This window comes from Massilia sp. GER05, from assembly GCF_052056005.1.
Classification (GTDB): Bacteria; Pseudomonadota; Gammaproteobacteria; order Burkholderiales; family Burkholderiaceae_D; genus Telluria; species Telluria orientalis.
In genome coordinates this window covers 3,617,291-3,636,964 of sequence record NZ_CP178858.1, presented here as the reverse complement: position 1 = coordinate 3,636,964, position 19,674 = coordinate 3,617,291, and the positions used below count along the sequence as shown (strand labels likewise).

Below are 19,674 nucleotides of genomic sequence, written 5' to 3'. Positions count from 1 at the left end.
GGACCTCATTCGGAAGCCGACTCGATGGTCAGCCGGTAGTGGTAGCGCACATTGTCGAGCACCGCCTTGCCCTGCCAGCGCGGCATGCCGCCATATGTGATCGTCGCGATCACCTCGCCGTCGCGGCGCAGCGTGCGCGTGAGCCCCTGCTCCTCGATGTGCCAGCCGGGCGGCAGCGCCTGCGCGATCGCAGCGACGGGCCACAGCGTCAGCTGCAGGTCTTCCAGCACGTCGGCCGCGCGCACCTGGGCCGGCAGCATCGTGTGGCGCCATTCCTTCAGGGCGGTGCCGTCGAAATCGAGACTCAGCACGCGCTGGCCGAACGCGAGGCCGACGAGGCCCACGTGCGCGGCATCCACTTCAAGCGCGACGTCGAGATCGTTCGTGGCGCCGGGCCGTTCGACGGTCAGGTGCTGCTGCACGCTGATGGCGGTGCCCAGCGCGGCGGGTGACAGGCGCAGGCCGAGGCGTGCCGGTGCTTCCGGCGCGCGGGTGCAGCCGGCCAGCAGCAGCGCGGCAACGAGGCCGGCGCCCAGGTCAGACAGTGACGGTCGCTTCATGGCGCTCCTTCGTGGTGACGGTGAAACACGGGGCGGCGAGCCAGACGAGCGCCGTCCCGAGCAGCATGGTGAGCCCGAACGCGCGCAGCGCCGGCGTGCCGGACAGCGCCAGCAGGCCGAACGACAGCAGCGTGCTCGTCGCGGACAGGCCGACGGCGAGCCATGGCGCATCGTCGCCCTGCTGCCGCTCTTCCTGCATGAAGATGCCGTAGTCGACGCCCACGCCCAGCAGCAGCATCAGGGCCAGCACGTGAAACAGTTGCAGGTGCTGGCCGCTGACACCGAGGATGGCCAGGGTGAGCACGCTGGCGGCGGCCGTCGGCGCCAGCACGCGCCAGGTACGGCCACGGTAGCGCGGCAGCAGCGCCAGGAACACGAGCACATAGGCCCCGAGCACGACGGCGCCCATGACCGCGCGATAGCGGCCCAGCACGGCCGAGATGCCGCCGACCTTGTCGACCCATTGCACGCCTTCCAGCCCGTCGGCCGCGCGGCTCAGCGCGGGGATGGCCGCATAACGCATGCCGCGCAGCGCGACGATGCTGGCGTGGACGCCGCCCACCTCGCCCAGCCACAGGTGGCGCCACGGTTCGCTGGCCGGCGTGCGCAGGAACGCTTCCGCAGTCAAGGGCGCCGCGCGGTCGCGCAGGTGCGCGCGCGTGGCCGCGACCCAGTCGCGGTCCTCGCCGAGCGTCTGCGCCAGCGCGGCCAGCGGGCCATCCGGCGCGAGCACGGTCGCATCCAGCAGCGCGAGGCGGTCGGCCTGCGTGCGCGCCGAGGGCACCCAGTTCGACAGCGCCTGGTACCCGGTCAGGTCACCGCGCGCGACGAGCGGGTCGAGGCGGCGCTTGAGCGCTTCCTCGCGCTGTAACACCTGTTCGTCCGATGCGCCGCGCACGAGGTAGTACTGGACGGGCGTGGGCGCGTCCAGCAGGCGGCCCAGCTTGATCTGGTCGCGCACGAGGTGCTGCGGCGACGATTGCAGCGAGCGGATGTCGTCGTCCACGCCCAGGCGCGCGCAGCCCACGGCCGCGCCGGCCGCCAGCAGCGCGAGCACGGCCAGTACCGGCGGCCGCGCCGACACCCGCGGCCAGTGCGCGATGAGGCCACGGTAGCGGCGCGCGAGCCACCCGCGCCGCAACGTGCCGGGCTGGATCAGTTGCGGAAACCAGCACACGACGGTGAGCCACGCGAACACGAGGCCGAGCGCGGAAAAGACGGCCATGTGGCGCAGACCCGGGAACGGCGTCAGCGCGAGCCCCATGTAGCCGATCACGGCGGCCAGCAGAGTGAGACCGAGACCGGGCAGCAACCGACCCAGCAGGCGCACAGAGTCTTCCTGCGGCGCCGCGCCGAGGCGGTGGCACAGGAAGTACAGGCCATAGTCCTGGGCGACGCCGATCAGGCTCGCGCCGAACACCAGCGTGAGCAAGTGGATGCGGCCGAACAGGAGCCAGCACACGGACAGCGCGCCGAGGAAGCCGATGCCGATGGTCAGGACGATGAGACCGATCGGCCGCACGGAGCGGAACGTCAGCCACGTCAGCACCACGATGCCCACCAGCGAACCGACGCCGATCGTCTCGACCTCGCTGCTCGCCTGGCTGCCCGCGGCCGCCGCATGCAGCACGACGCCGGCCTCGATCACCTCGGCCGCCGGCACGGCGCGGCGCGCGGCGCCTGCCGCCGCGTCCAGCAGCGGCACCACACGCCGCTGCGCGGACAGCGCGAATGCGGACGGCGCCAGCGTGTACGTCAGCAGCACGTATTCGCGCCCTTCCCCGCCCACATACAAATGGCCGTCGCGCGGACGGACGGGCGTCTCGCCGGCGCGCTCCTGCATCCAGTTGGCGAACAGGCCGAACGGGTCGTCGCGGAAGCTCCCCAGCTTCGGCCCGCCGAATGCGCCGTACGCGCGGGCCAGCGCATTCTCCGTCCAGTACGCCGCCGGCTGCGTGCGCAGCGCGCGCTCGTCCGCCGCGCCGACGAGCAGCGCCGCATGCGGCGTGAAACCATCGAGCCACGCGGCCTGCGCGTTGGCGCCGGCATCCTCTTTCAGCAGGTCCGCGTGCGCACGCAACTGGCTTTGGAACGCGGCTGCCGCGCGCACGGCAGCGTTCCACTGCGCGGCACCGACCAGCACGACGACGCGCTGCTGGGCGCTGTCGACCATGTGCGTGAACGAGCGCTGCAGCACCGGATCGCGCTCTCCGGCCGGCAGCAGCGCGAGGATGTCGGTATCGGGCGCGATCCGCTTGCCCAGCCACAGCCAGGCATTGTGCCCGACCAGCAGGCACACGACGACGGCCCAGGCCAGCGCCAGGCGGCGGTGCGTCGTCAAAGCTGGGCCGCCTCTTCGGGCAGGAACGCGCCGGGGCCGGTCCTGATGTCGGAGAACACGATGTCGGTGCGGTCGCCGCTGTCTTCCACCATGTGGATGGTGCGCACGTAGGCGCCGCCTTCCAGCGAAATCGCGCCGATCGCCCGCGCCAGCGCCGGACTGCGGGCCTTCAGCGCCACCTTCCAGGCGCCGTCGGTCGCCGTGCCGTCGACCTCGAACAGCGTGTCGAGCTGACCGAGGTCGCCGGACAGAAGCGAGAACAGCACGCCGTTGATCATGCGGACGGTCGGCTCGCGGCTCGCCTCCATGCGCATCGCCACGCGGTCGCCCTGCAGCTGCACGATCTCGTCGCGCGACAGGCGCAGCGTGTTGGCGAAAGGCTTCAGCGTGCGCCACAGGACGCCCTTGCCGGCGACGACGCAGAAGCGCCCGCTCGACGCCAGCGGCTTTTTCATGCCGGCCAGCTGCTTGCTCTGCTCGAAGCGGCCGCACAGCTGCTCCGGCTTGGCCAGCATGGCCTGGATCTTCGCGACGGGCGCGGCGGCGTGCGCGGGCGCGCCCAGCAGCGCTGCCAGCAGCAGGCCGGCGGCGGACAAATATTTCATGGTGCTTGCACTCCCAGCTTCTGGAACAGGATGGGCGGCGAGACGAAACACATCTCGCCGGTGGCGATGTCGACGGCTACCTGCGTCGTCGACGCGCGGTTCAGGCGTCGGCCGCTGGCCGCGTCGCTGACCAGGTAGTCGATGCGCAGGCGGCTTTCCCACTCGACGATCTCGGCGCGCACCACCAGGTGCTGGCCGAACGTCGCGGGCGCCGCATAGCGCAGGTTCATGTCGATGACGGGCCACATATAGCCGGACGCCTTCATCTCGGCATAGTTGTAGCCGATGCTGTCGAGCAGCGCGCAGCGCGCCACCTCGAGGTATTTCACGTAGTTGCCGTGCCAAACCACTTCCATCGGATCGAGATCGTAGAACTGCACCTGGATCGCGGCTTCGGCGCTCCAGCGCGACGGGACCCTCGCCTTACGCATACAGGCTCCAGGCCTGGTCGCGGATACGGCCCAGCAGCAGGTGCAGTTCAGGGTCGAGGCGGCGGTCCTCGGTGACGGGGACGATGTCCTGGCCCAGCAGGTCGACCATGCGCGCCAGCGGCGCCGGCAGGGCCTTCGCGGGGTCGACGCGCCGGCGCAACCACACGCCCTGGCGCACCGTGATCAGCAGGGCGGCGGCGACCTGCTCGGTCAGTTCCAGCACGCGCAGGCAGTCGCGCGCGGCGATCGTGCCCATGCTCACCTTGTCCTGGTTGTGGCATTCAGTCGAGCGCGAGAACACGGACGCCGGCATCGTCAGCTTGAGCGCTTCCGCCGTCCATGCCGAGGCGCTGATCTGCAGCGCCTTCAGCCCGTGGTTGATCGGCGCCCGTTCGCCCTGCATGCCGGACAGGTTCGCCGGCAGGCCGGCGTTGTAGCGCGCGTCGACGAGCAGCGCCATCTGGCGATCCAGCAGGTCGGCCAGGTTCGCGACGACGTTCTTCATGCCGTCCATCGCGAAGGCGATATGGCCGCCGTAGAAGTGGCCGCCGTGCAGCACGCGCTCGCCCTCGGCGTCGATGATCGGGTTGTCGTTCGCGCTGTTGAGTTCATTCTCGATGGCGGTGCGGAAGAACGGAAGCGCATCGGCCAGCACGCCGATCACGTGCGGCGCGCAACGGATCGAATAGCGGTCCTGCAGGCGCTTGCCGTTGCGTTCCAGCTGGCCGGCGTACTCCAGGTCGTGGCGCAGCCACGCCGCGACGTCCTGCATGCCTGCGTGCGGCTTCACGGCGAACAGCGTCTCGTCGAAATGGTGGTCGTTGCCGTCGAGCGCGAACGACGCCAGCGCCGTGATGCGCGTGACGAGGCGCGTCAGGTAAGCGGCGCGGTCCCACGCGAGGCAGGCCAGGCCCGTCATGACGGCAGTGCCGTTCATGATGGCCAGTCCCTCCTTCGGGCGCAGGCGCAGCGGTGCGATGCCCGCGTCGCGCAGCGCCTGCGCCGCGGGAACGATCTCCCCGTCGCGCAACACTTCGCGTTCGCCGCACAGCACGGCCGCGAGATACGATAGCGGCGTCAGGTCGCCGCTGGCGCCGACCGACCCTTCGCTCGGGATCACGGGCACGAGGCCGGCGTCGAACAGGCGCACGATCTGATCGAGCAGCTCGACGCTGACGCCGGAATAGCCTTTGGACAGCGAGGCGAGGCGCGCGCCCATCACGGCACGGGCCTGCGCTTCCGTCAGGGGGGCGCCGAGGCCGCAGCCGTGGTAGGTGTACAGGTGGTGCGGCAGCTCGGGCACGAGCGCGAGCGGCACCTCGACGGTGCAGGAATCGCCGTAGCCAGTCGTGACGCCGTACACGACGCCGTCCTCGCGCAGCAGGCGGTCGAGGAAGTCGGCGCCGCGCGCGATGGCGGCGCGGAACGCCGGGTCGTCCGACAGCGCCGGGCGGGCGGTGCCGCGCGCGATAGCGACGATGTCGTCCAGCGTCAGGCGCGAGCGGTCGAAGCGCACGGTGCGCCGGGGCGTGTTGATGTCACTGAGCAGCATCGGGGGAATCCGTTTCGGGTAAATGCCAAAAATCGTAGAAGTTGAACCACTCGAGGGGCGCGCGGCGCGCGTGGTACTCGAGACGGGCCGCGTAGACGGCTGCCAGTTCCGCCAGCGCCTGCGCGCGCTCGCGGCGCGGCAGCACGACCTTGTCGCGCAGCGGTTCGAAATGCACGTCGTAGCCGCCGCCGGTGCGGGTGGCGAACATCGCGGCCAGCGGGCAGCCCAGCACCGCGGCCATCACGTACGGGCCGATCGGGAACGCGGCCGTGCAGCCGAGGAAAGGCGCCAACGCCACGCGCGGGTTGGGCGACACGGGTACGCGGTCGCCGGCGATGACGACGAATTCGCCGCGCCCGATGCGCTCGGACAGTTGCATTGCCATCCCGGCGTCCATGTCGGTCACCTGCATCAGGTTCAAGCGGCTCTTCGGGTCGAGCTGCGCCAGCACATCGTTGAAAGCCTGCGCGTGCTTCGTGTGCACGAGCACCGTCACGCACAGGCCGGGCGTGCGCAGCGACAGCGCGCGGCACAGGTCGAGGTTGCCCAGGTGCGCGCACACGAGCAGCGTGCCCTGGCCCCGGCGCGCGCGTTCCAGCAGCGGCTCGGCGCCGTGCAGGCGCACGCGGTCGAAATCGAACGCGCCGCCCCACAGCAGCATCTTGTCGAGGATCGCTTCGGCGAACGCGCCGAAATGGCGCAGAACTCCCGTCACGCCGGCAGGCCGGCCCACGCGCGCCAGGTAGACGGACGACGCCCGCCGTGCGCGGGGCTGCGTCGCCACGTACCACAGCAGCACCGGGTAAAGCACGATGCGGAACGGCCAGCGGCCGAACGTGCGGCAGACCCAGAACAGCAGGCGCATGCCGGCCACGCAGGTCGCCTCGTTGACGGCGGCCCAGTGGCGCGAGTCGCCGGCGGACGCGCCTACCCGCGCCATGCCCGCACCAGCAGCGAGGGTATGCGCGGCAGCATGCCGAAGAACAGCGTCATGTGCAGGCGGCTGATCAGGACGTTGTCGGTCCAGGCCTTGAAATGCGACACACCGTCTTCCGGATAGGCCACCCGCGTGGGCAGGTTGACGATGGCGAGGCCGTCCCAGTACAGGCGCACGAGGATCTCGATGTCGAAATTCATGCGCAGGCCGAGCCGGCGGCGGCGCGCCAGCGCCAGCACCGGCGCGACTGGATAGACGCGAAAGCCGCACATTGAATCGCGGATCGCCAGCGACAGCGTGTTGATCCAGACCCAGACGTGCGTCAGGTAGCGCGCATACAGCCGCAGCGACGGCACAGATTCGTCGTACAGCGGGCAGCCGGCAACGACGGCGTGCGGCGCTGCGCGCGCGGCGGCGAGGAAGCGCGGCACGTCGGCCACGCTGTGCTGGCCGTCCGCGTCGACCTGCAGCACGTGCGTGTAGCCGTCCTGCACGGCGCGTTCGAAACCCGTCAGCACCGCGCCGCCCTTGCCCTGGTTGACGGTGTGCCGTTCCAGCACGACGAGGTCCGGGTGGGCGGCGGCGAGGCCGTCGAGTACCGCGGCGCACGCGGCCGAGCAGCCGTCGTCGACGAGGATCACGGGCAGGCCGTGCGCGAGCACCTGCGCGAGCACACCTTGAATCGCGTGTTCGTGGTTGTAGACGGGGATGACGACGCAGGGTTGGAACATCAGCCGTTCTCCGCCCGCACGAATCGCAGCAGCGAGTGGCAATAACCGATGCCGTCGCGCGCCGTCTGCAGCTCCAGTCCGGCGGCGCGCGCGAGGCGGATGTAGTCGCCGCTCTCGTAGACCTTGCTGTTGCCGCTGGCGAGGTTGTTGAAGTACGGCGACGTGTTGATGAGGCAGTAGGACGCGATGTCGTAGCGCTGGCGGTCCCAGAACGTGTCCATCACGAGCACCTGGCCGCGCGGCGCCAGCGCGGCGGCGACGCGGCGGAAGATGCTGGCGATGGCGTCCTCGGAAAAGCAGCTGAGGAACTGGCTCATCCAGACGACGTCCATCCCGGCCGGCAGCGCCGCCGCGTCGTCCAGCATGTCGGTCGGATGCAGGTCGGCACGTTCGCGCAGGCCGGCCGCGGCGAGGTTGCCGTCGAGGACCGCCAGCTGGCCCGGCAGGTCGACGGCATGCAGTTCGACGTTCGCGTCGAACGCCAGCGCGGCCAGCGCGAACTTGCCCGTGTTGGCGCCGATGTCCATCAGCTTGCGCGGTGCGGTCGCGAACACGTCGGGCAGGATCGCGGGGAACGACACGTCGGAATAATAATGGTCGAATGCGAGCCAGCTGGTGCGCGCCGGCTCCGGCAACTGGGACAGGCCCTCGTACAGGGTCGGCCAGTCGCCGAACACTTTGAGGCCGAGTGGCCGCTCGGCGTCGAGCGTGCGTTCGAGGTCGAACAGCGCCTGGTAGCACACGTCGTGGTTGAAGTCGATGTTGACCTGGGTGATCGGATCGGTCAGGACGACGAAGCCGGCCTTGTCGAGCACCCAGCGGCCCTCCTCCAGGTAGACGACGCCGGCGGACAGGCAAGTCTCCAGCACGACCTTCAGCACGTACTCGCTCCAGCCGCCCGCGGCCTGGAGCTCGGCGGTGGAACGGCCCGCGTCGCCCGCGTCGGCCACCGCCTGCAGGATGCCGCGCTTCCAGGCGTAGCGCACGCACTGGAACACGACGGGACCGAAGGCGATCTTCTGGGCATCGAAACGGGCGTCGAATGCGCTCTGGCGCGCGGGCGAGAATTTTTTGTTCAGCATGGTTGGTCGGGCCCGAACAGGATGCGTCCGCTGGCGTGGGCGCCGGCCTCGGAAAAGTAACGGAATGCGAGGCTGCACCTGGCGGCGTCGCGCGACAGTTCGAGCCGCACCGGCTGTTCCGGGCGGATCATCTGCTGGAATTTCAGGGCCTGCATGCCGGCGAAGCTGCCGGCGCGGCCCAGGTAAGCCGTGCCGTAACGGATGGCCCAGTCGACCTGCACGACGCCCGGCAGGACGGGCGCCACGCAGAAATGTCCGTCGAAGTACAACAGGTCGGACGGTACGGTCAGTTCGAGCAGCACCCGTGCCTCGTCCCGCTCCAGCACGCGCACGGCCGGCTGGCGCGGGCGCACGGGCGGCGCCAGCAGCGCGAGGAGTTGCGCCGCTGTCGTCTTGCCGCGCGCGTCGACGGGCAACGCGTCCAGGTAGCGCCAGCGGCGCGGCAGCGCGACGGCCTCGAGGCCGGATGCCAGCTGCGCGCGCAGGTGGGCGTTCAGCGCCGTCCTGCCGCCCTCGTTCAGCACGGCGCGGCCGGCGTCGGACGGCACCACAAAGGCGGCCAGCACCTGGCGTCCGTGGCCGTCGTCCGGACACGCAAGCACCCGCGCCTCGCGCGCCAGGCCGCCTGCCAGCAGGCCCGCCTCGATGGCGTCGAGCGAAATCCGCTTTTCCTCGATCTTGACGATCCGGTCGGCGCGGCCGCGTAGCACGAAGCGGCCGCCTTCCTGGTCGTCGACGCGGTCGGCAAGGACCAGCCAGTCGTCGCCGCCAGCCGGCTCGGAACGCACGGCGAGCAGGCCGTCCTCGCCGCGCTTCCAGGCGACGCCCGGCAGCGGCGTCCAGCCGTCGGCGGCGGTTGCCGTGCGCCGGCGCCACGCGATGCCGCCCGTCTCGGAACTGCCGTAGACTTCGATGGGCGCCTGCCCGAGCAGCGCACCAGCGTGATGGGCCGCCGCCGCGTCCAGCATGCCGCCGGACGAGAACACGGCGCGCAGGTTGGCCGCCGCGCCGCGCCAGTCGAGGTGGTCCGGCAGCCGTTTCAAATGGGCCGGGCTGGCCAGCAGCACCGCTGGGCGCGCGGCAAGCGCCGGTGCCAGCGTTTCCGGATATTCGTGGCGCGCCGCATGCACGGGGCGGCCGGCGGCGAGCGGCCACAGTACCCGGAACAGCAGGCCGTAGATGTGCTGATGCGAGACCGTGGACACGACGGCCGCGTCGCCCAGCGCCGCGCCGAATTGCGTCTCCAGCGCCTCGAGTTCGCTCGTCAGCTGCGAGAAGCGCTTCGGGATCGGCACCGGCGTGCCCGTCGTCCCGGACGTGAACACGACAAGCGCCGGAAAATCGGGGGCAGGCGCGCGCCATTCTGCGTCGCCCGCAGCGGACGGTGACTGCGGCGCGTAGTCCGCGGGGAACTCGCCCCAGAACGCATCGACGTTGCCGGCCAGCGCCGCGCAGGTGGCCGGCAAGACGTCGGCGGGAAGCCAGACGGTCTTCCCGGCGAGCCAGGCGCCGACGAGGGCGGCCGCGAATTCCAGGCTGTCCTCGTGGTACAGCGCGACGGGTCCGGGACCGGTGCGCCGGCCCAGAGCGGCCCAGGCGCGGACGCGCGCCAGCAGCGCGCCATGGCGCACGTATTCGCCGGCGCGCCAACCGGCCAGCGCGTCAACTTCGCGCGCGGCGAGACGGGCGAACAGGTCACGCATGGTGCAGCCGCCGGAAACGCATGCGCAACAGGTATTCGCCGCCGAACATCAGGCCCATCAGCACGTACGAGACGACGCCGGTGTACACCGACCACACGGCCTCCGGCGCGAACAGCGCCGTGAGCAGCGCGACGGTGCCGTTCGCGGCGAAGAACACGCACCACCCCTGCGTCACGCGGCGCGTGTAGCCGACCGCCGCCGCCGGCAGGTCGGGCTCGCGCAGGCGCGCGAAGCGTTCGACCATCGACGGGCCGTGCACGAGGCTCCAGCCGAAGGCGGCCAGGAACGCTCCGTTGACGAGCACGGGATACAGCTTCAGGGGCAGCACGGCATTGGCGCCGATCGCGAGCACGGCCAGCCCCAGTGCTGCCGCCGCCGACCAGCGCGCGGCGGCGCTCAGCCTGAGCGCCGGCAGGCGCGTCGCGGCCGCCAGCAACAGCAGGCCGGCCAGCCAGCGCGGCTCGACTGTGCCGTGGCCGAACCAGATCGCCAGCGGATAGACGAGCGTCAGCGCGCCCGCCAGGACGTTCCACGCCATCGGGTCAGGCGACTTGCGCTTCGGATTGCGGTTCCGGCTCGGCCTGTGCCAGACCGACCAGCGCATCGACGACGTCGCCGACCGTGCGGATGGTCTTGAACACTTCCGGCTGCAGGCGCTTGCCGGTCATCTGCTTGAGCTTCACGGCCAGGTCGACGGCATCGATGCTGTCGATGTCGAGGTCGGCGTACAGGTTCGACGCCGGGGTCAGTGCGGCGCGATCGAGTTCGAACATCTCGGCCAGCAGGTCCGCGACCCACGTGAACAGTTCGTCGTGGCTCATTTCGTTCAGGGCTACCATGGCCTGCTCCTATTTCTTGCGGTGGGTTTCGATCATCGCCGCGAGCGCGCGCACCGATGCAAAATGGCGCCGGGTTTCCTGCGCTTCGGGCGGCAGCGTGATGCCGTAGCGCTTCTGCAGCGCCACGCCGATTTCCAGGGCATCGATCGAGTCGAGCCCCAGTCCTTCGACGAACAGCGGCGCCTCGCTGTCGATGTCGGCGGGTTCGATGTCCTCGAGCTGGAGGACGTCGACGATCAGTTCCTTCACTTCCTGTTCAAGCATGTTGCTGGCCTTCTTCCATAAAATAGCGTTGCAGGTAATCCGTCAGGCGCCGCGCGGCCACGACGTCGGATACGCCGGGCGCGAGGAAGCGTTCGGTGCCGATGTCGTCCATTACGTCGATGCGGAAGCTGGCCCGGCGCGGCGGCACATGCCACCATTTGTCGCCCTTGCCCAGCGTGGGCGGTTCGCACGAGATGCGCACCGGCGTCACAGGCCGCGCACCGCGCACGGCGATATTGGCGGCGCCGCGCTTGAGTGCCGGCACGGCACCCCGCGGCGTGCGCGTACCCTCGGGAAAGATGATCAGGTTGCCGCCCGCGCATAGCGAGGCGATGCAGTCCTCGATCAGTTCCGGGCCGCGGTCGTTGCAGATATAGCCGGCCGCGCGCACCGGCCCCCGCGTGAACGGATTGCGCACCAGGCCGCCCTTGACGATACAGTCGGCGTTGCGCACGAAGGCCATCAGGAAGACCGTGTCGATCAGCGTGGGATGGTTGGCCAGGATCAGCTGGCCTTCGCGGTCGAGCTTGTGGATCCCGTGCACGTCGTAGCGCAGCACGCCGAGGCCGCTCATGATGCCGACGAAGGCACGAAAACTCAGGCGCACGGTGGCGCGCGCCGCGCGCACGCGCGCCGTTGTATCGGTCACGCACAGCGCCAGCAACGGGAAGACGAGCACCCGCAGCAGCAGGCCGCCCAAGCCGAACAGCGTGAAACTCAGGCCGGTCGCGAACACGCGCCAGCCGAGACCGATCCTGTCAAGCATCGCGGCACCAGGCCCAGCGGCGGTCGGCGGCATGACGCACAAGTTCCGGAGCGTGCGCGAGCAGGAAGCGCAACACGTCCAGCGCGCCGGGCCGGCGCGGCGCCGCGGCGCTCGCCTGCTCCGCGCGCCACGACAGCCGCACGGGCTGCGCGCCGGCGGGCACCATTGCCCAGGCAAATGCATACGGCTGCTCGTCGCAGTCTTCGAATCCGGCCAACACGTCCGGCAGCGGCGCATCGCAGGCCACCAGCAGGACCATGTCGGCGCCGTCGGCCAGCAGGCCGCAGGCTTCGATCACGGCATGTTCGAGCGTGGCAGGGCCGGCCGCCAGCGCGACGTGGTTGGCGCGGTCCGCACGCGCGATCGAGAACAGGCCGGCGCTGGCATTGTGCACGGCCAGGCCGAACGCCGTGGGCGACAGCGGTTCGCCGCGCGCCAGGTCGTCGAGCAGGCCGACGGCGCGCCCCACTTCGCCGTGGCGCGAGCAGAACACGGTCGGCACGTCCGTGCGCTGTCCCAGGCATTCGTACGCGACTTCGAGCGCCATCCGGCCCAGCAGGCCGGCACGCCGGCGCAGCATCGCGGGCATGGCGGCCACCTTCGGCTCGTCGGTGCCGGCGAACGGCCAAGGCTCGCGCGCCCACGCCTCCCACCGCTCGGGCGAGGTGACGCCGGGTGCCCATGCAGCGTGGCGCGCAATGGAAAAGACGACCTCGTTCTCAAACATAAATCAAAAGCCACAGAAAGCGCCGCAATCGTGCGACATGGACAAATAGTAATTATTATAATCCCAAGATTTTCCTGCTGGAATAATTTCATGCCGGAATTGCACCATTTCGCAACACGCGGCATGCTCGGGACAACGCTCGCGGTCGCGGGCGAAGGGGAAGGATATTGCCACGTAAACACGGGCAAAAGATTCACGCAATGTCACACGGGAGCGATGCCCTCCCGCGTGGGGGAACTTACTCTGCGGGCAGCAGTTCGCGCACTCGCGCCGGCAACGGCACCGATTTCTCGGCCGCGAAATCGATCCAGACGACCTTGCCGCCGCCCTCCGCAGCGACGACGTCGGCATTGCCGTCCGCATCGACCATGCGGATCTCGTGGGTCACCTCGAAACTGGACCGGCCCGCCGGACCGGCGAACGTGCGGATCTCGATCTCGCCCGGATACTTCAGCTGCCTGATGAAGTTGCAGTAAGCCGTGACGATCACCGGACCTTCGCCCTTGATCTCGAGGTCGCCCGCCGCCTGTTCGAGGAAGGCGATGCGCCCGCTCTCCATGTACCGGAAATACACCGTGTTGTTCACGTGGCCGAATGCAGCCATGTCGCCCCAGCGGATCGCCTGGCGCATCGTGTGAACCTGCTTCTTTTGAGTCATTGTTGCTCTGTGTCGTGGCCAAAAGCCGGCATGATACGGCCTCAGGTGCCGGAAAGGCAGCCCTCGTCGTAGAGGATGGACTCCACGATCCGGCAAAAATTCCCCGGATCTTCGAGCATCATCATGTGCCCCGTCTTCGGCTGCACGCACACGCGGCGCGCCTGCGACAGTACCCAGTCGGGCACGTCCCATCCCGCGCTGGACTGTTCGCCGCCGACGAGGTACAGCGGCGTCGCGCGCGCCAGCACGCGGCCGACGCAGCCCAGGTAGTCCGGCGCGCCGGTCGTGTCGAGCACCGATTGCGCCATCTGTTGCACGGTCGTGTACGGCTGGTTCGCAAGGATGTCCTGCGCCCACGCGATGCGCTCGTCGCTCGCCTCGATGCCGCTCTTTTCCAGCCACGCGGCCGGCGCCGCTTCCATCGCGCCGTATTCCGCAGCCCACTCGGCGTCGGGCAAGGCGGCGATGCGGCCCGTCCAGAACGCGTCCTTCAACGTGAAATTGCCCTCGACATTGATGACGCCGCGCACGAGTTCCGGCACGAGGTCGGCCAGCAGCATCGCGGCGATGCCACCCACGCTGTGGCCCAGCACCCAGGCGGGACCGCCGATCTCGTCGTGCAGGAAGCGGGCCAGCATGGCGGCCTGGTCGGCCAGGGTGATGTGGGCGTCTTCGCCGCGGCGCTGGCCGTAGCCGATCAGGTCGGGCGTGAAGAGGTCGACGCCAGGCAGGTAGCGCCGCGGCTCGAAGTAATCCAGCGAACCCAGCAGGCCGTGGATCAAGAGGAGCCGCGGGCGAGACGCCGTCATTGCGCCGTCATGCCGTCGTCGGCCGTGATGATGGCGCCGTTGATGAAATGGGCTTCCTCCGCGGCGAGCAGCAACAGCAGGCCGTCGAGGTCCTCCGGCTTGCCCGTGCGGCGGCGCGGCAGCATCTCGATCAGCTTCTTGCCCTGCTCCGTGTCGAAGTAATCCTCGTTCATCTCGGTGGCGATATAGCCCGGGCAGATGGCGTTCACGTTGATGCCGTAGCGGCCCCACTCGACGGCCATCGCCTTCGTCATCTGCACGACGCCGGCCTTGCTCATGCAGTACACGCCGATCTGCGGCAGCACGCGCAGGCCCGCGACGGACGCGATGTTGACGATGCGATGCTGCTTCTTCGGATCGCCCTTGGCGCGCTGGATCATCCGCTTCGCGGTCTGCTGGGCCATGAAGAACGCGCCGCGCAGATTCGTGTCCATGACGTAGCCGTAGTCTTCCTCGCTCACGTCGAGCAGGCGCTGCGTCGTCGACACGCCCGAGTTGTTGACGAGGATGTCGATCGGACCCGCTTCCGTCTCGGCGTGGGCGATCGCGGCCTTGATGCTGGCGAGGTCCGTCACGTCCAGCGCCACGACGTGCGCCGCACCGCCGTCCGCTTCGATCTCGGCTCGCAATTCCTTCAGGCGTTCGATGCGGCGCGATGCGAGCACGACCTGGGCCCCGGCACCGGCCAGCGCCTTGGCGAACCGCGCACCCAACCCGCTGGATGCACCCGTGACCATCGCGATCTTTCCTTCGAAATTGACTTCAATCCCCACGTTACGCCCCCTATGCCCAAACTTTGTCTGTTGCGAAGTCATAATCATTACACACTTCACCTATTTCGCACCGATTAGATTACCGCGTCTAATTGTTGCCCTACAATGGCGCTCGGCGTTGCCAACGAGCGCAAAAAAGTGCACACTCGTGCTTAAATTTTTATAACTCCCATAAGACATGACTCAGACCAATTCCCTCCTCGAAGAATACGGCCCGCGCGAAGCAATGGAATACGACGTGGTCATCGTCGGCGGCGGCCCCGCAGGCCTGTCGGCCGCGATCCGCCTGAAGCAATTGGCGGCGGAAAAGGGCCAGGACGTGTCGGTCTGCGTGCTGGAAAAAGGCGGCGAGCTGGGCGCGCACATCCTGTCGGGCGCCGTGATGGATCCGCGCGCATTGGACGAACTGTTCCCGAACTGGAAGGAATTGGGCGCACCGCTGAACACGCCCGTGACGGAAGACCGCATGCTGTTCCTCTCCGAGACGAAGGCTTACCAGACGCCGTCGTTCATGATGCCGAAGATGTTGACGAATCACGGCAACTACGTGATCTCGCTGGCCAACGTCGTACGCTGGCTGGGCCAGCAGGCGGAAGCGCTGGGTGTCGAGATCTTCCCGGGCTTCCCGGCCGCCGAAATCCTGTACAACGACGACGGCTCGGTGAAGGGCGTCGCGACGGGCAACATGGGCGTCAACCGCCACGGCCAGCCGACCGACGCGTTCCAGCTCGGCATGGAACTGCACGCGAAATACACGCTGTTCGCCGAGGGCTCGCGCGGCCACCTCGGCAAGCAGCTGATGGCGAAGTACGACCTGAACAAGGGCAAGGATCCGCAAACCTACGGCATCGGCATCAAGGAGCTGTGGGAAATCGATCCGGCCAGGCACCAGCCGGGCCTCGTGGTCCACACGGCCGGCTGGCCGCTGGACAACGACACGTATGGCGGCTCGTTCCTGTACCACCTGGAAAACAACCAGGTCGCCGTCGGCTTCATCGTCGGCTTGTCGTACCAGAACCCGTTCCTGTCGCCGTACGAGGAATTCCAGCGCTATAAAACGCACCCGGCCATCCGCCATTTCTTCGAAGGCGGCAAGCGCATCTCGTATGGCGCGCGCGCGATCACGGCGGGCGGCCTGCAGTCGCTGCCGAAGACCGTGTTCCCGGGCGGCGCGCTGATCGGCTGCGACGCGGGCTTCCTCAACACGAGCCGCATCAAGGGTAGCCACGCCGCCATCAAGACGGGCATGCTCGCGGCCGACGCCGCCTACGCCGCACTGGGCGCGGGCCGCCAGCACGACGAGCTGCTGAGCTATCCGGTCGCGTTCGAACAATCGTGGCTGCACGAGGAACTGCACGTCGCGCGCAACTTCAAGCCGTGGATGAGCAAGGGCCTCGTCGTCGGCACGATCATGACCGGCATCGACCAGATCCTGTTCAAAGGCAAGGCGCCGTGGACGCTGCATCACAACCATGCGGACCACGAATGCCTGCGCCCGGCGTCCGACTTCAAGCCCATCGCGTATCCGAAGCCGGACGGCAAGCTGACCTTCGACCGCCTGTCGTCCGTGTTCATCTCGAACACGAACCACGCGGAAGACCAGCCCGTGCACCTCACGCTGAAGAACCCGAACGTGCCGGTCGAGATCAACCTGGCCAGGTTCGCCGGGCCGGAGCAGAGATACTGCCCGGCCGGCGTGTACGAATTCGTCAAGACGGACGAAGGCAAGGATCGCCTGCAGATCAACGCGCAGAACTGCGTACACTGCAAGACCTGCGACATCAAGGACCCGACGCAGAACATCGTGTGGGTCACGCCGGAAGGCGGCGGCGGGCCGAACTACCCGAACATGTAACGAACAAACGGCGCCGCGGCGCCGTTTCTACTTGTGCGCGCGGTTGAAATAACGCTCCGCGCGCCGCTGCACGGCTTCGAAACATAAACTCGGCAGCCAGTACACGACGGCCGCCGCCACGTACAGCGGCAACGGCCGGAACGTCACCGAGATCAGTTACTTCGTCACGAGCATCAATTCGGTCACGGTGATCACGGAGACGAGCGCCGTGTCCTTGATCAGGCTGATCAACGTATTGCTCATCGCGGGCACGGCCGTGCGCAGCGCCTGCGGCAAACGCGAGCGTGTAACCCGCCCCTCGCGCCATCACGGGCGCGGCCTCGCGCAGCAGGTCGAACAGTTCGGTCACGGAGCGCGGGTCGCGTCGACGCCGAACCAGGCATCGGCTCAGCTCATCGTACGAGACAGCGCTGATTTAACACCGGATCTTGACTACGCGCAAAGGAAATATTGTCGTAAATATATGCTAAAACTGTCGCCGGCCGTGCCTGCCGAAGTTGTGGCCCGTGACGATCAGCGAGCTCTCGACCAGCGTCGACAGGCCCAGCAGCAATTGCACGAGCTTGTCGTCCGGCAGCACCCAGATGGACCCGGCCGGCTGCTCGGCCCCGGTCGCGGCCATGATCAGGGGGGCGATCCAGCTGGCGTCCGGCTCGACGTCGAGGATGACGGCATCCGCCGCCGTCTGCATGTAGACGTCGCCGCCGGGTGCGAGGCGGAAGCGCACGCCGACACCCGTCTCCTGCGGCTTGACGAGCTCCTGCATCGTGCGGTTGTGCTCCTCGATCCACAGTTCGACGTCCTGCGGGGTTTCCAGCGACGTCCACGGGACGGGGCGGAAACGGGGACGTTCAGTGTCGTTGGTGTCAGGCGTCATATGGCAATCGATCAGGCTTGAGGACGGCGCGTATGCTACGGCATTTCGCGGAGCGTCACCAGCTTTACTGCGACGGCATCGCCCTCGATGACCAGCTCGGCGGCCGCGATCGGCAGGCTGAACCGGCGCCGCCCGGCGCTGCCCGGGTTTACGTACAGCACGCCGTCGCGCTCGCTGCATGCGGGCTTGTGCGAGTGGCCGGACACGACGACCCGCACGCCGGCCGCGCGCGGGTCGATGGCGAGCGCCTTCAGGTCGTGGATCGCGTACAGCGCCACCGTCCCGAAGTCGACGCGGGCCGTCGCCGGAATCGCGCGCGCCCACGGCGCGGTGTCGTTGTTGCCGCGAACCACCGTCAACGGCGCAATGGCCGCCAGGCGCACAAGGATCTCCGGGTTGCCGATGTCGCCGCCGTGGACGATATGGTCGGACCCGGCGAGAAACTCGAGCGCCTCGGGCCGCAGCAGGCCGTGCGTGTCGGAAATCAGGCCGACCCGCATCGGTTCAGTGGGGATGGTGGCGGCTCATCTTGATCGCCGTGTAGATCGAATACAGGGCGGCGAGGCCGACGACGACATACACGACACGGCTGGCCGGGCTGCCCGGACCGAACAGCGTGGCGACGACGTCGACGTCGAACAACCCCACCGTCGCCCAGTTCAGGCCGCCGATGATCAGGAGCGCCATTGCGGCGTAGTCGATCCCGGACATCGCGGTCGTGCCTTCGCGCACGGCAGCGCGTCGTTCGGGCAGGTGCCGGCGTTCCATTGTCGGTGCGTTCATGGTTGCCATCATGTCCTCCTTGGGGAAAGGTTGGTACAACCACGATAGCAAAAACGCGCGAACGCGTGCGCCGCCTATCCGTTCGGGAATCCGGCGCCGGCGCGCCCCGCTCAGCCTTTCCAGGTACGGTTGAGGCCCGTGTCCGTGTGGATCCAGCCGCCTTTCGGGCCGGAGCGGTAGTAGAAGCCGACCCCGCCCTTGCGGAAGCTCTTCACGAGCCCGCCCAGCACTTCCTCGGTGAGGCCGGCGATGCGTACGTCCGCCGCCTTGCCCGACATGTGCAGCGACTGGCGCGCGGCCGGCACGCCCTGTTCGATCAGGCGGTTGTTGGATGCGGGGGTGCGGTAGCCGGACAGGATCTCCAGCGGCCGTTCGAGGCCATAGCGCGCCACGAATGCCTGCGACGCCCACAGCGTCTCGATCAGCTTCGGGTCGATGGCGATCGACGCCTTGCCGTTCACGTCGCGCAGCAAATGGCACAGTTCCTGGTAGGCGGAATCGATCACCTCGCCGTCCTTCCAGTACAGGACATTGGCGCGTTCGCCGCTTTGCGGACGGATCACGGACAACGTGCGCGGCTTGACCCAGAAGTCGATGTCGACGACCTGGGCATCGAACAGATCGGGAGGTGGTTCCAGCTCCGTGCTCGGGGCGTCGGTTTGGGAACGGGCTGCCTGCGCATCGACCAGCGGGACGGCGACGAGTCCCAGCGCGGTCAGGCGCAAGCCGTGGTGAAGAAAATCTCTACGGGAAGCCATAACGAACTCATCATTGAAACCCGACTACTATAGCGCAAGCGCCAACAGGAAAGAAGATGAGTTCACGTTGCGTAATGTTACACAGCGATCAAAGCGTGACGCCGCTCATTGGCTGCAATTGCAAAATCTCTTGCGTGCCGGCACCGTTTCAGCATCGAGCTGCTTCCACAGGAAGTCGCATTCGAGGCCGAAACAGGCCTTGTCCTTGCCCGCGTTGACATAGCCCTGGCGCTCGAAGAAACCGCTGGCCGACTCCGGGCTCTGCATGTGCACCTTGCTGATGTTCCATGCGCGCGCCTGCGTTTCCAGCGCCCGCAGCAGCGCGCGCCCGACGCCCTGGCGCAACAGATCCGGGCGGACATAACACAGGGGCACCTTGCCAGCCTGGTTCAGGAGTGCGAAGCCAACCACGTCCCCATCACGCTCCGCCACGACGGCGAAGTTGCTGGGCGACGACAGCCAGCCCAGCACGTTCTGGGTCGTCTTGTTGCCGAGCCAGGCTTGCAGGATGTCGGGACGGCCGCCGTGGTCGGGCACGCAGCCCTCTTCGATCGAATGGCGCAGCAGGCGGCATGCGGCCGGCGCGTCATTCGGCGTTGCCTGGCGAATTTCGATACCCATTG

The 19,674-nt window shown here is 68.3% G+C and carries 23 protein-coding genes and 1 pseudogene; 1 reads left to right on the top strand and 23 read right to left on the bottom strand.

What is annotated here, in order from left to right; translation table 11 throughout:
- Positions 1–5: 5 nt before the first annotated feature.
- From ACL58G_RS16360 to ACL58G_RS16280, 17 genes are all read right to left on the bottom strand, one after another.
- Positions 6–560, bottom strand: coding sequence for a DUF3261 domain-containing protein (locus tag ACL58G_RS16360; RefSeq protein ID WP_413385215.1), 555 nt, complete (start codon positions 558–560; stop codon positions 6–8).
- Positions 538–2,901, bottom strand: coding sequence for an MMPL family transporter (locus tag ACL58G_RS16355; protein WP_413385212.1), 2,364 nt, complete (start codon positions 2,899–2,901; stop codon positions 538–540). The genes ACL58G_RS16360 and ACL58G_RS16355 overlap by 23 nt, the downstream gene beginning before the upstream one ends.
- The gene (locus ACL58G_RS16350; protein ID WP_413385210.1) at positions 2,898–3,506 is read right to left on the bottom strand and encodes an outer membrane lipoprotein carrier protein LolA; all 609 of its coding nucleotides are present in this window, start codon (positions 3,504–3,506) and stop codon (positions 2,898–2,900) included. Before ACL58G_RS16350 ends, ACL58G_RS16355 begins: the two co-directional genes overlap by 4 nt.
- Entirely contained in the window at positions 3,503–3,937 is a 435-nt protein-coding gene (locus ACL58G_RS16345; protein ID WP_440962468.1) for an acyl-CoA thioesterase, read from the bottom strand. The genes ACL58G_RS16350 and ACL58G_RS16345 overlap by 4 nt, the downstream gene beginning before the upstream one ends.
- Positions 3,930–5,489 (bottom strand): HAL/PAL/TAL family ammonia-lyase, encoded by a 1,560-nt coding sequence (locus tag ACL58G_RS16340; RefSeq protein WP_413385204.1) that lies wholly within the window; start codon positions 5,487–5,489, stop codon positions 3,930–3,932. Before ACL58G_RS16340 ends, ACL58G_RS16345 begins: the two co-directional genes overlap by 8 nt.
- The gene (locus ACL58G_RS16335) at positions 5,476–6,429 is read right to left on the bottom strand and encodes an LpxL/LpxP family acyltransferase (RefSeq protein ID WP_440967928.1); all 954 of its coding nucleotides are present in this window, start codon (positions 6,427–6,429) and stop codon (positions 5,476–5,478) included. Before ACL58G_RS16335 ends, ACL58G_RS16340 begins: the two co-directional genes overlap by 14 nt.
- Positions 6,417–7,157 (bottom strand): glycosyltransferase family 2 protein, encoded by a 741-nt coding sequence (locus tag ACL58G_RS16330; protein ID WP_440967926.1) that lies wholly within the window; start codon positions 7,155–7,157, stop codon positions 6,417–6,419. Before ACL58G_RS16330 ends, ACL58G_RS16335 begins: the two co-directional genes overlap by 13 nt.
- Positions 7,157–8,239 carry a class I SAM-dependent methyltransferase gene (locus ACL58G_RS16325; protein ID WP_440967924.1) on the bottom strand — a complete coding sequence of 361 codons (1,083 nt, stop codon included), beginning with the start codon at positions 8,237–8,239 and terminating at the stop codon, positions 7,157–7,159. The genes ACL58G_RS16330 and ACL58G_RS16325 overlap by 1 nt, the downstream gene beginning before the upstream one ends.
- Complete coding sequence (locus ACL58G_RS16320; protein WP_440967922.1) at positions 8,233–9,942, bottom strand: AMP-binding protein; 1,710 nt, start codon at positions 9,940–9,942, stop codon at positions 8,233–8,235. The genes ACL58G_RS16325 and ACL58G_RS16320 overlap by 7 nt, the downstream gene beginning before the upstream one ends.
- Positions 9,935–10,480, bottom strand: coding sequence for a hypothetical protein (locus ACL58G_RS16315; protein WP_440967920.1), 546 nt, complete (start codon positions 10,478–10,480; stop codon positions 9,935–9,937). The genes ACL58G_RS16320 and ACL58G_RS16315 overlap by 8 nt, the downstream gene beginning before the upstream one ends.
- Positions 10,481–10,484: 4 nt before the next feature.
- The gene (locus ACL58G_RS16310) at positions 10,485–10,781 is read right to left on the bottom strand and encodes an acyl carrier protein (protein WP_440967918.1); all 297 of its coding nucleotides are present in this window, start codon (positions 10,779–10,781) and stop codon (positions 10,485–10,487) included.
- A 9-nt stretch (positions 10,782–10,790) separates the two neighbouring features.
- Positions 10,791–11,045, bottom strand: a complete 255-nt coding sequence (locus tag ACL58G_RS16305) for a phosphopantetheine-binding protein (protein WP_036228413.1) — start codon at positions 11,043–11,045, stop codon at positions 10,791–10,793.
- The gene (locus ACL58G_RS16300; protein ID WP_413385189.1) at positions 11,038–11,811 is read right to left on the bottom strand and encodes a lysophospholipid acyltransferase family protein; all 774 of its coding nucleotides are present in this window, start codon (positions 11,809–11,811) and stop codon (positions 11,038–11,040) included. Before ACL58G_RS16300 ends, ACL58G_RS16305 begins: the two co-directional genes overlap by 8 nt.
- A complete protein-coding gene (locus ACL58G_RS16295; protein ID WP_440967915.1) occupies positions 11,804–12,538 on the bottom strand; it encodes a beta-ketoacyl synthase chain length factor in 735 nt (244 codons plus the stop codon). Before ACL58G_RS16295 ends, ACL58G_RS16300 begins: the two co-directional genes overlap by 8 nt.
- 238 nt (positions 12,539–12,776) lie before the next feature.
- Positions 12,777–13,196: an acyl-CoA thioesterase gene (locus ACL58G_RS16290; protein ID WP_440967913.1), complete on the bottom strand. Its 420-nt coding sequence runs from the start codon at positions 13,194–13,196 to the stop codon at positions 12,777–12,779.
- 41 nt (positions 13,197–13,237) lie between these two features.
- On the bottom strand, positions 13,238–14,005 hold the full coding sequence (locus tag ACL58G_RS16285) for an alpha/beta fold hydrolase (protein WP_413385183.1): 768 nt from the start codon (positions 14,003–14,005) through the stop codon (positions 13,238–13,240).
- Positions 14,002–14,778, bottom strand: coding sequence for an SDR family oxidoreductase (locus ACL58G_RS16280; RefSeq protein ID WP_056135408.1), 777 nt, complete (start codon positions 14,776–14,778; stop codon positions 14,002–14,004). The genes ACL58G_RS16285 and ACL58G_RS16280 overlap by 4 nt, the downstream gene beginning before the upstream one ends.
- 178 nt (positions 14,779–14,956) lie before the next feature.
- On the opposite strand from ACL58G_RS16280, the gene ACL58G_RS16275 reads away from it, so the two are divergent.
- On the top strand, positions 14,957–16,633 hold the full coding sequence (locus ACL58G_RS16275; RefSeq protein WP_440967910.1) for an electron transfer flavoprotein-ubiquinone oxidoreductase: 1,677 nt from the start codon (positions 14,957–14,959) through the stop codon (positions 16,631–16,633).
- A gap of 27 nt (positions 16,634–16,660) precedes the next feature.
- On the opposite strand, the pseudogene ACL58G_RS16270 reads toward ACL58G_RS16275, so the two are convergent.
- From ACL58G_RS16270 to ACL58G_RS16245, 6 genes and pseudogenes are all read right to left on the bottom strand, one after another.
- Positions 16,661–16,909 (bottom strand): annotated as a pseudogene (locus tag ACL58G_RS16270) (ABC transporter permease subunit); the annotation flags it as partial.
- Between the two features lie 190 nt (positions 16,910–17,099).
- Positions 17,100–17,510 carry a hypothetical protein gene (locus ACL58G_RS16265; protein WP_036228373.1) on the bottom strand — a complete coding sequence of 137 codons (411 nt, stop codon included), beginning with the start codon at positions 17,508–17,510 and terminating at the stop codon, positions 17,100–17,102.
- A 35-nt stretch (positions 17,511–17,545) separates the two neighbouring features.
- A complete protein-coding gene (locus ACL58G_RS16260) occupies positions 17,546–18,010 on the bottom strand; it encodes a metallophosphoesterase family protein (protein ID WP_440967908.1) in 465 nt (154 codons plus the stop codon).
- A 4-nt stretch (positions 18,011–18,014) separates the two neighbouring features.
- Positions 18,015–18,293, bottom strand: coding sequence for a DUF378 domain-containing protein (locus tag ACL58G_RS16255; RefSeq protein WP_413385176.1), 279 nt, complete (start codon positions 18,291–18,293; stop codon positions 18,015–18,017).
- A gap of 110 nt (positions 18,294–18,403) precedes the next feature.
- A complete protein-coding gene (locus tag ACL58G_RS16250) occupies positions 18,404–19,051 on the bottom strand; it encodes a YcbK family protein (RefSeq protein WP_413340326.1) in 648 nt (215 codons plus the stop codon).
- A 105-nt stretch (positions 19,052–19,156) separates the two neighbouring features.
- Positions 19,157–19,672, bottom strand: coding sequence for a GNAT family N-acetyltransferase (locus ACL58G_RS16245; RefSeq protein WP_413340328.1), 516 nt, complete (start codon positions 19,670–19,672; stop codon positions 19,157–19,159).
- Between the last annotated feature and the right edge of the window lie 2 nt (positions 19,673–19,674).

What these genes read in the sequence shown, in the direction of transcription:
- ACL58G_RS16340 (WP_413385204.1), bottom strand. Translation starts at nt 5,489, where the DNA reads ATGCTGCTCAGTGACATCAACACGCCCCGGCGCACCGTGCGCTTCGAC.
- ACL58G_RS16290 (WP_440967913.1), bottom strand. Translation starts at nt 13,196, where the DNA reads ATGACTCAAAAGAAGCAGGTTCACACGATGCGCCAGGCGATCCGCTGG.
- ACL58G_RS16335 (WP_440967928.1), bottom strand. Translation starts at nt 6,429, where the DNA reads ATGGCGCGGGTAGGCGCGTCCGCCGGCGACTCGCGCCACTGGGCCGCC.
- ACL58G_RS16305 (WP_036228413.1), bottom strand. Translation starts at nt 11,045, where the DNA reads ATGCTTGAACAGGAAGTGAAGGAACTGATCGTCGACGTCCTCCAGCTC.
- ACL58G_RS16285 (WP_413385183.1), bottom strand. Translation starts at nt 14,005, where the DNA reads ATGACGGCGTCTCGCCCGCGGCTCCTCTTGATCCACGGCCTGCTGGGT.
- ACL58G_RS16360 (WP_413385215.1), bottom strand. Translation starts at nt 560, where the DNA reads ATGAAGCGACCGTCACTGTCTGACCTGGGCGCCGGCCTCGTTGCCGCG.
- ACL58G_RS16345 (WP_440962468.1), bottom strand. Translation starts at nt 3,937, where the DNA reads ATGCGTAAGGCGAGGGTCCCGTCGCGCTGGAGCGCCGAAGCCGCGATC.
- ACL58G_RS16315 (WP_440967920.1), bottom strand. Translation starts at nt 10,480, where the DNA reads ATGGCGTGGAACGTCCTGGCGGGCGCGCTGACGCTCGTCTATCCGCTG.
- ACL58G_RS16310 (WP_440967918.1), bottom strand. Translation starts at nt 10,781, where the DNA reads ATGGTAGCCCTGAACGAAATGAGCCACGACGAACTGTTCACGTGGGTC.
- ACL58G_RS16245 (WP_413340328.1), bottom strand. Translation starts at nt 19,672, where the DNA reads ATGGGTATCGAAATTCGCCAGGCAACGCCGAATGACGCGCCGGCCGCA.
- ACL58G_RS16320 (WP_440967922.1), bottom strand. Translation starts at nt 9,942, where the DNA reads ATGCGTGACCTGTTCGCCCGTCTCGCCGCGCGCGAAGTTGACGCGCTG.
- ACL58G_RS16260 (WP_440967908.1), bottom strand. Translation starts at nt 18,010, where the DNA reads ATGCGGGTCGGCCTGATTTCCGACACGCACGGCCTGCTGCGGCCCGAG.
- ACL58G_RS16325 (WP_440967924.1), bottom strand. Translation starts at nt 8,239, where the DNA reads ATGCTGAACAAAAAATTCTCGCCCGCGCGCCAGAGCGCATTCGACGCC.
- ACL58G_RS16300 (WP_413385189.1), bottom strand. Translation starts at nt 11,811, where the DNA reads ATGCTTGACAGGATCGGTCTCGGCTGGCGCGTGTTCGCGACCGGCCTG.
- ACL58G_RS16350 (WP_413385210.1), bottom strand. Translation starts at nt 3,506, where the DNA reads ATGAAATATTTGTCCGCCGCCGGCCTGCTGCTGGCAGCGCTGCTGGGC.
- ACL58G_RS16330 (WP_440967926.1), bottom strand. Translation starts at nt 7,157, where the DNA reads ATGTTCCAACCCTGCGTCGTCATCCCCGTCTACAACCACGAACACGCG.
- ACL58G_RS16295 (WP_440967915.1), bottom strand. Translation starts at nt 12,538, where the DNA reads ATGTTTGAGAACGAGGTCGTCTTTTCCATTGCGCGCCACGCTGCATGG.
- ACL58G_RS16275 (WP_440967910.1), top strand. Translation starts at nt 14,957, where the DNA reads ATGACTCAGACCAATTCCCTCCTCGAAGAATACGGCCCGCGCGAAGCA.
- ACL58G_RS16255 (WP_413385176.1), bottom strand. Translation starts at nt 18,293, where the DNA reads ATGAACGCACCGACAATGGAACGCCGGCACCTGCCCGAACGACGCGCT.
- ACL58G_RS16265 (WP_036228373.1), bottom strand. Translation starts at nt 17,510, where the DNA reads ATGACGCCTGACACCAACGACACTGAACGTCCCCGTTTCCGCCCCGTC.
- ACL58G_RS16250 (WP_413340326.1), bottom strand. Translation starts at nt 19,051, where the DNA reads ATGGCTTCCCGTAGAGATTTTCTTCACCACGGCTTGCGCCTGACCGCG.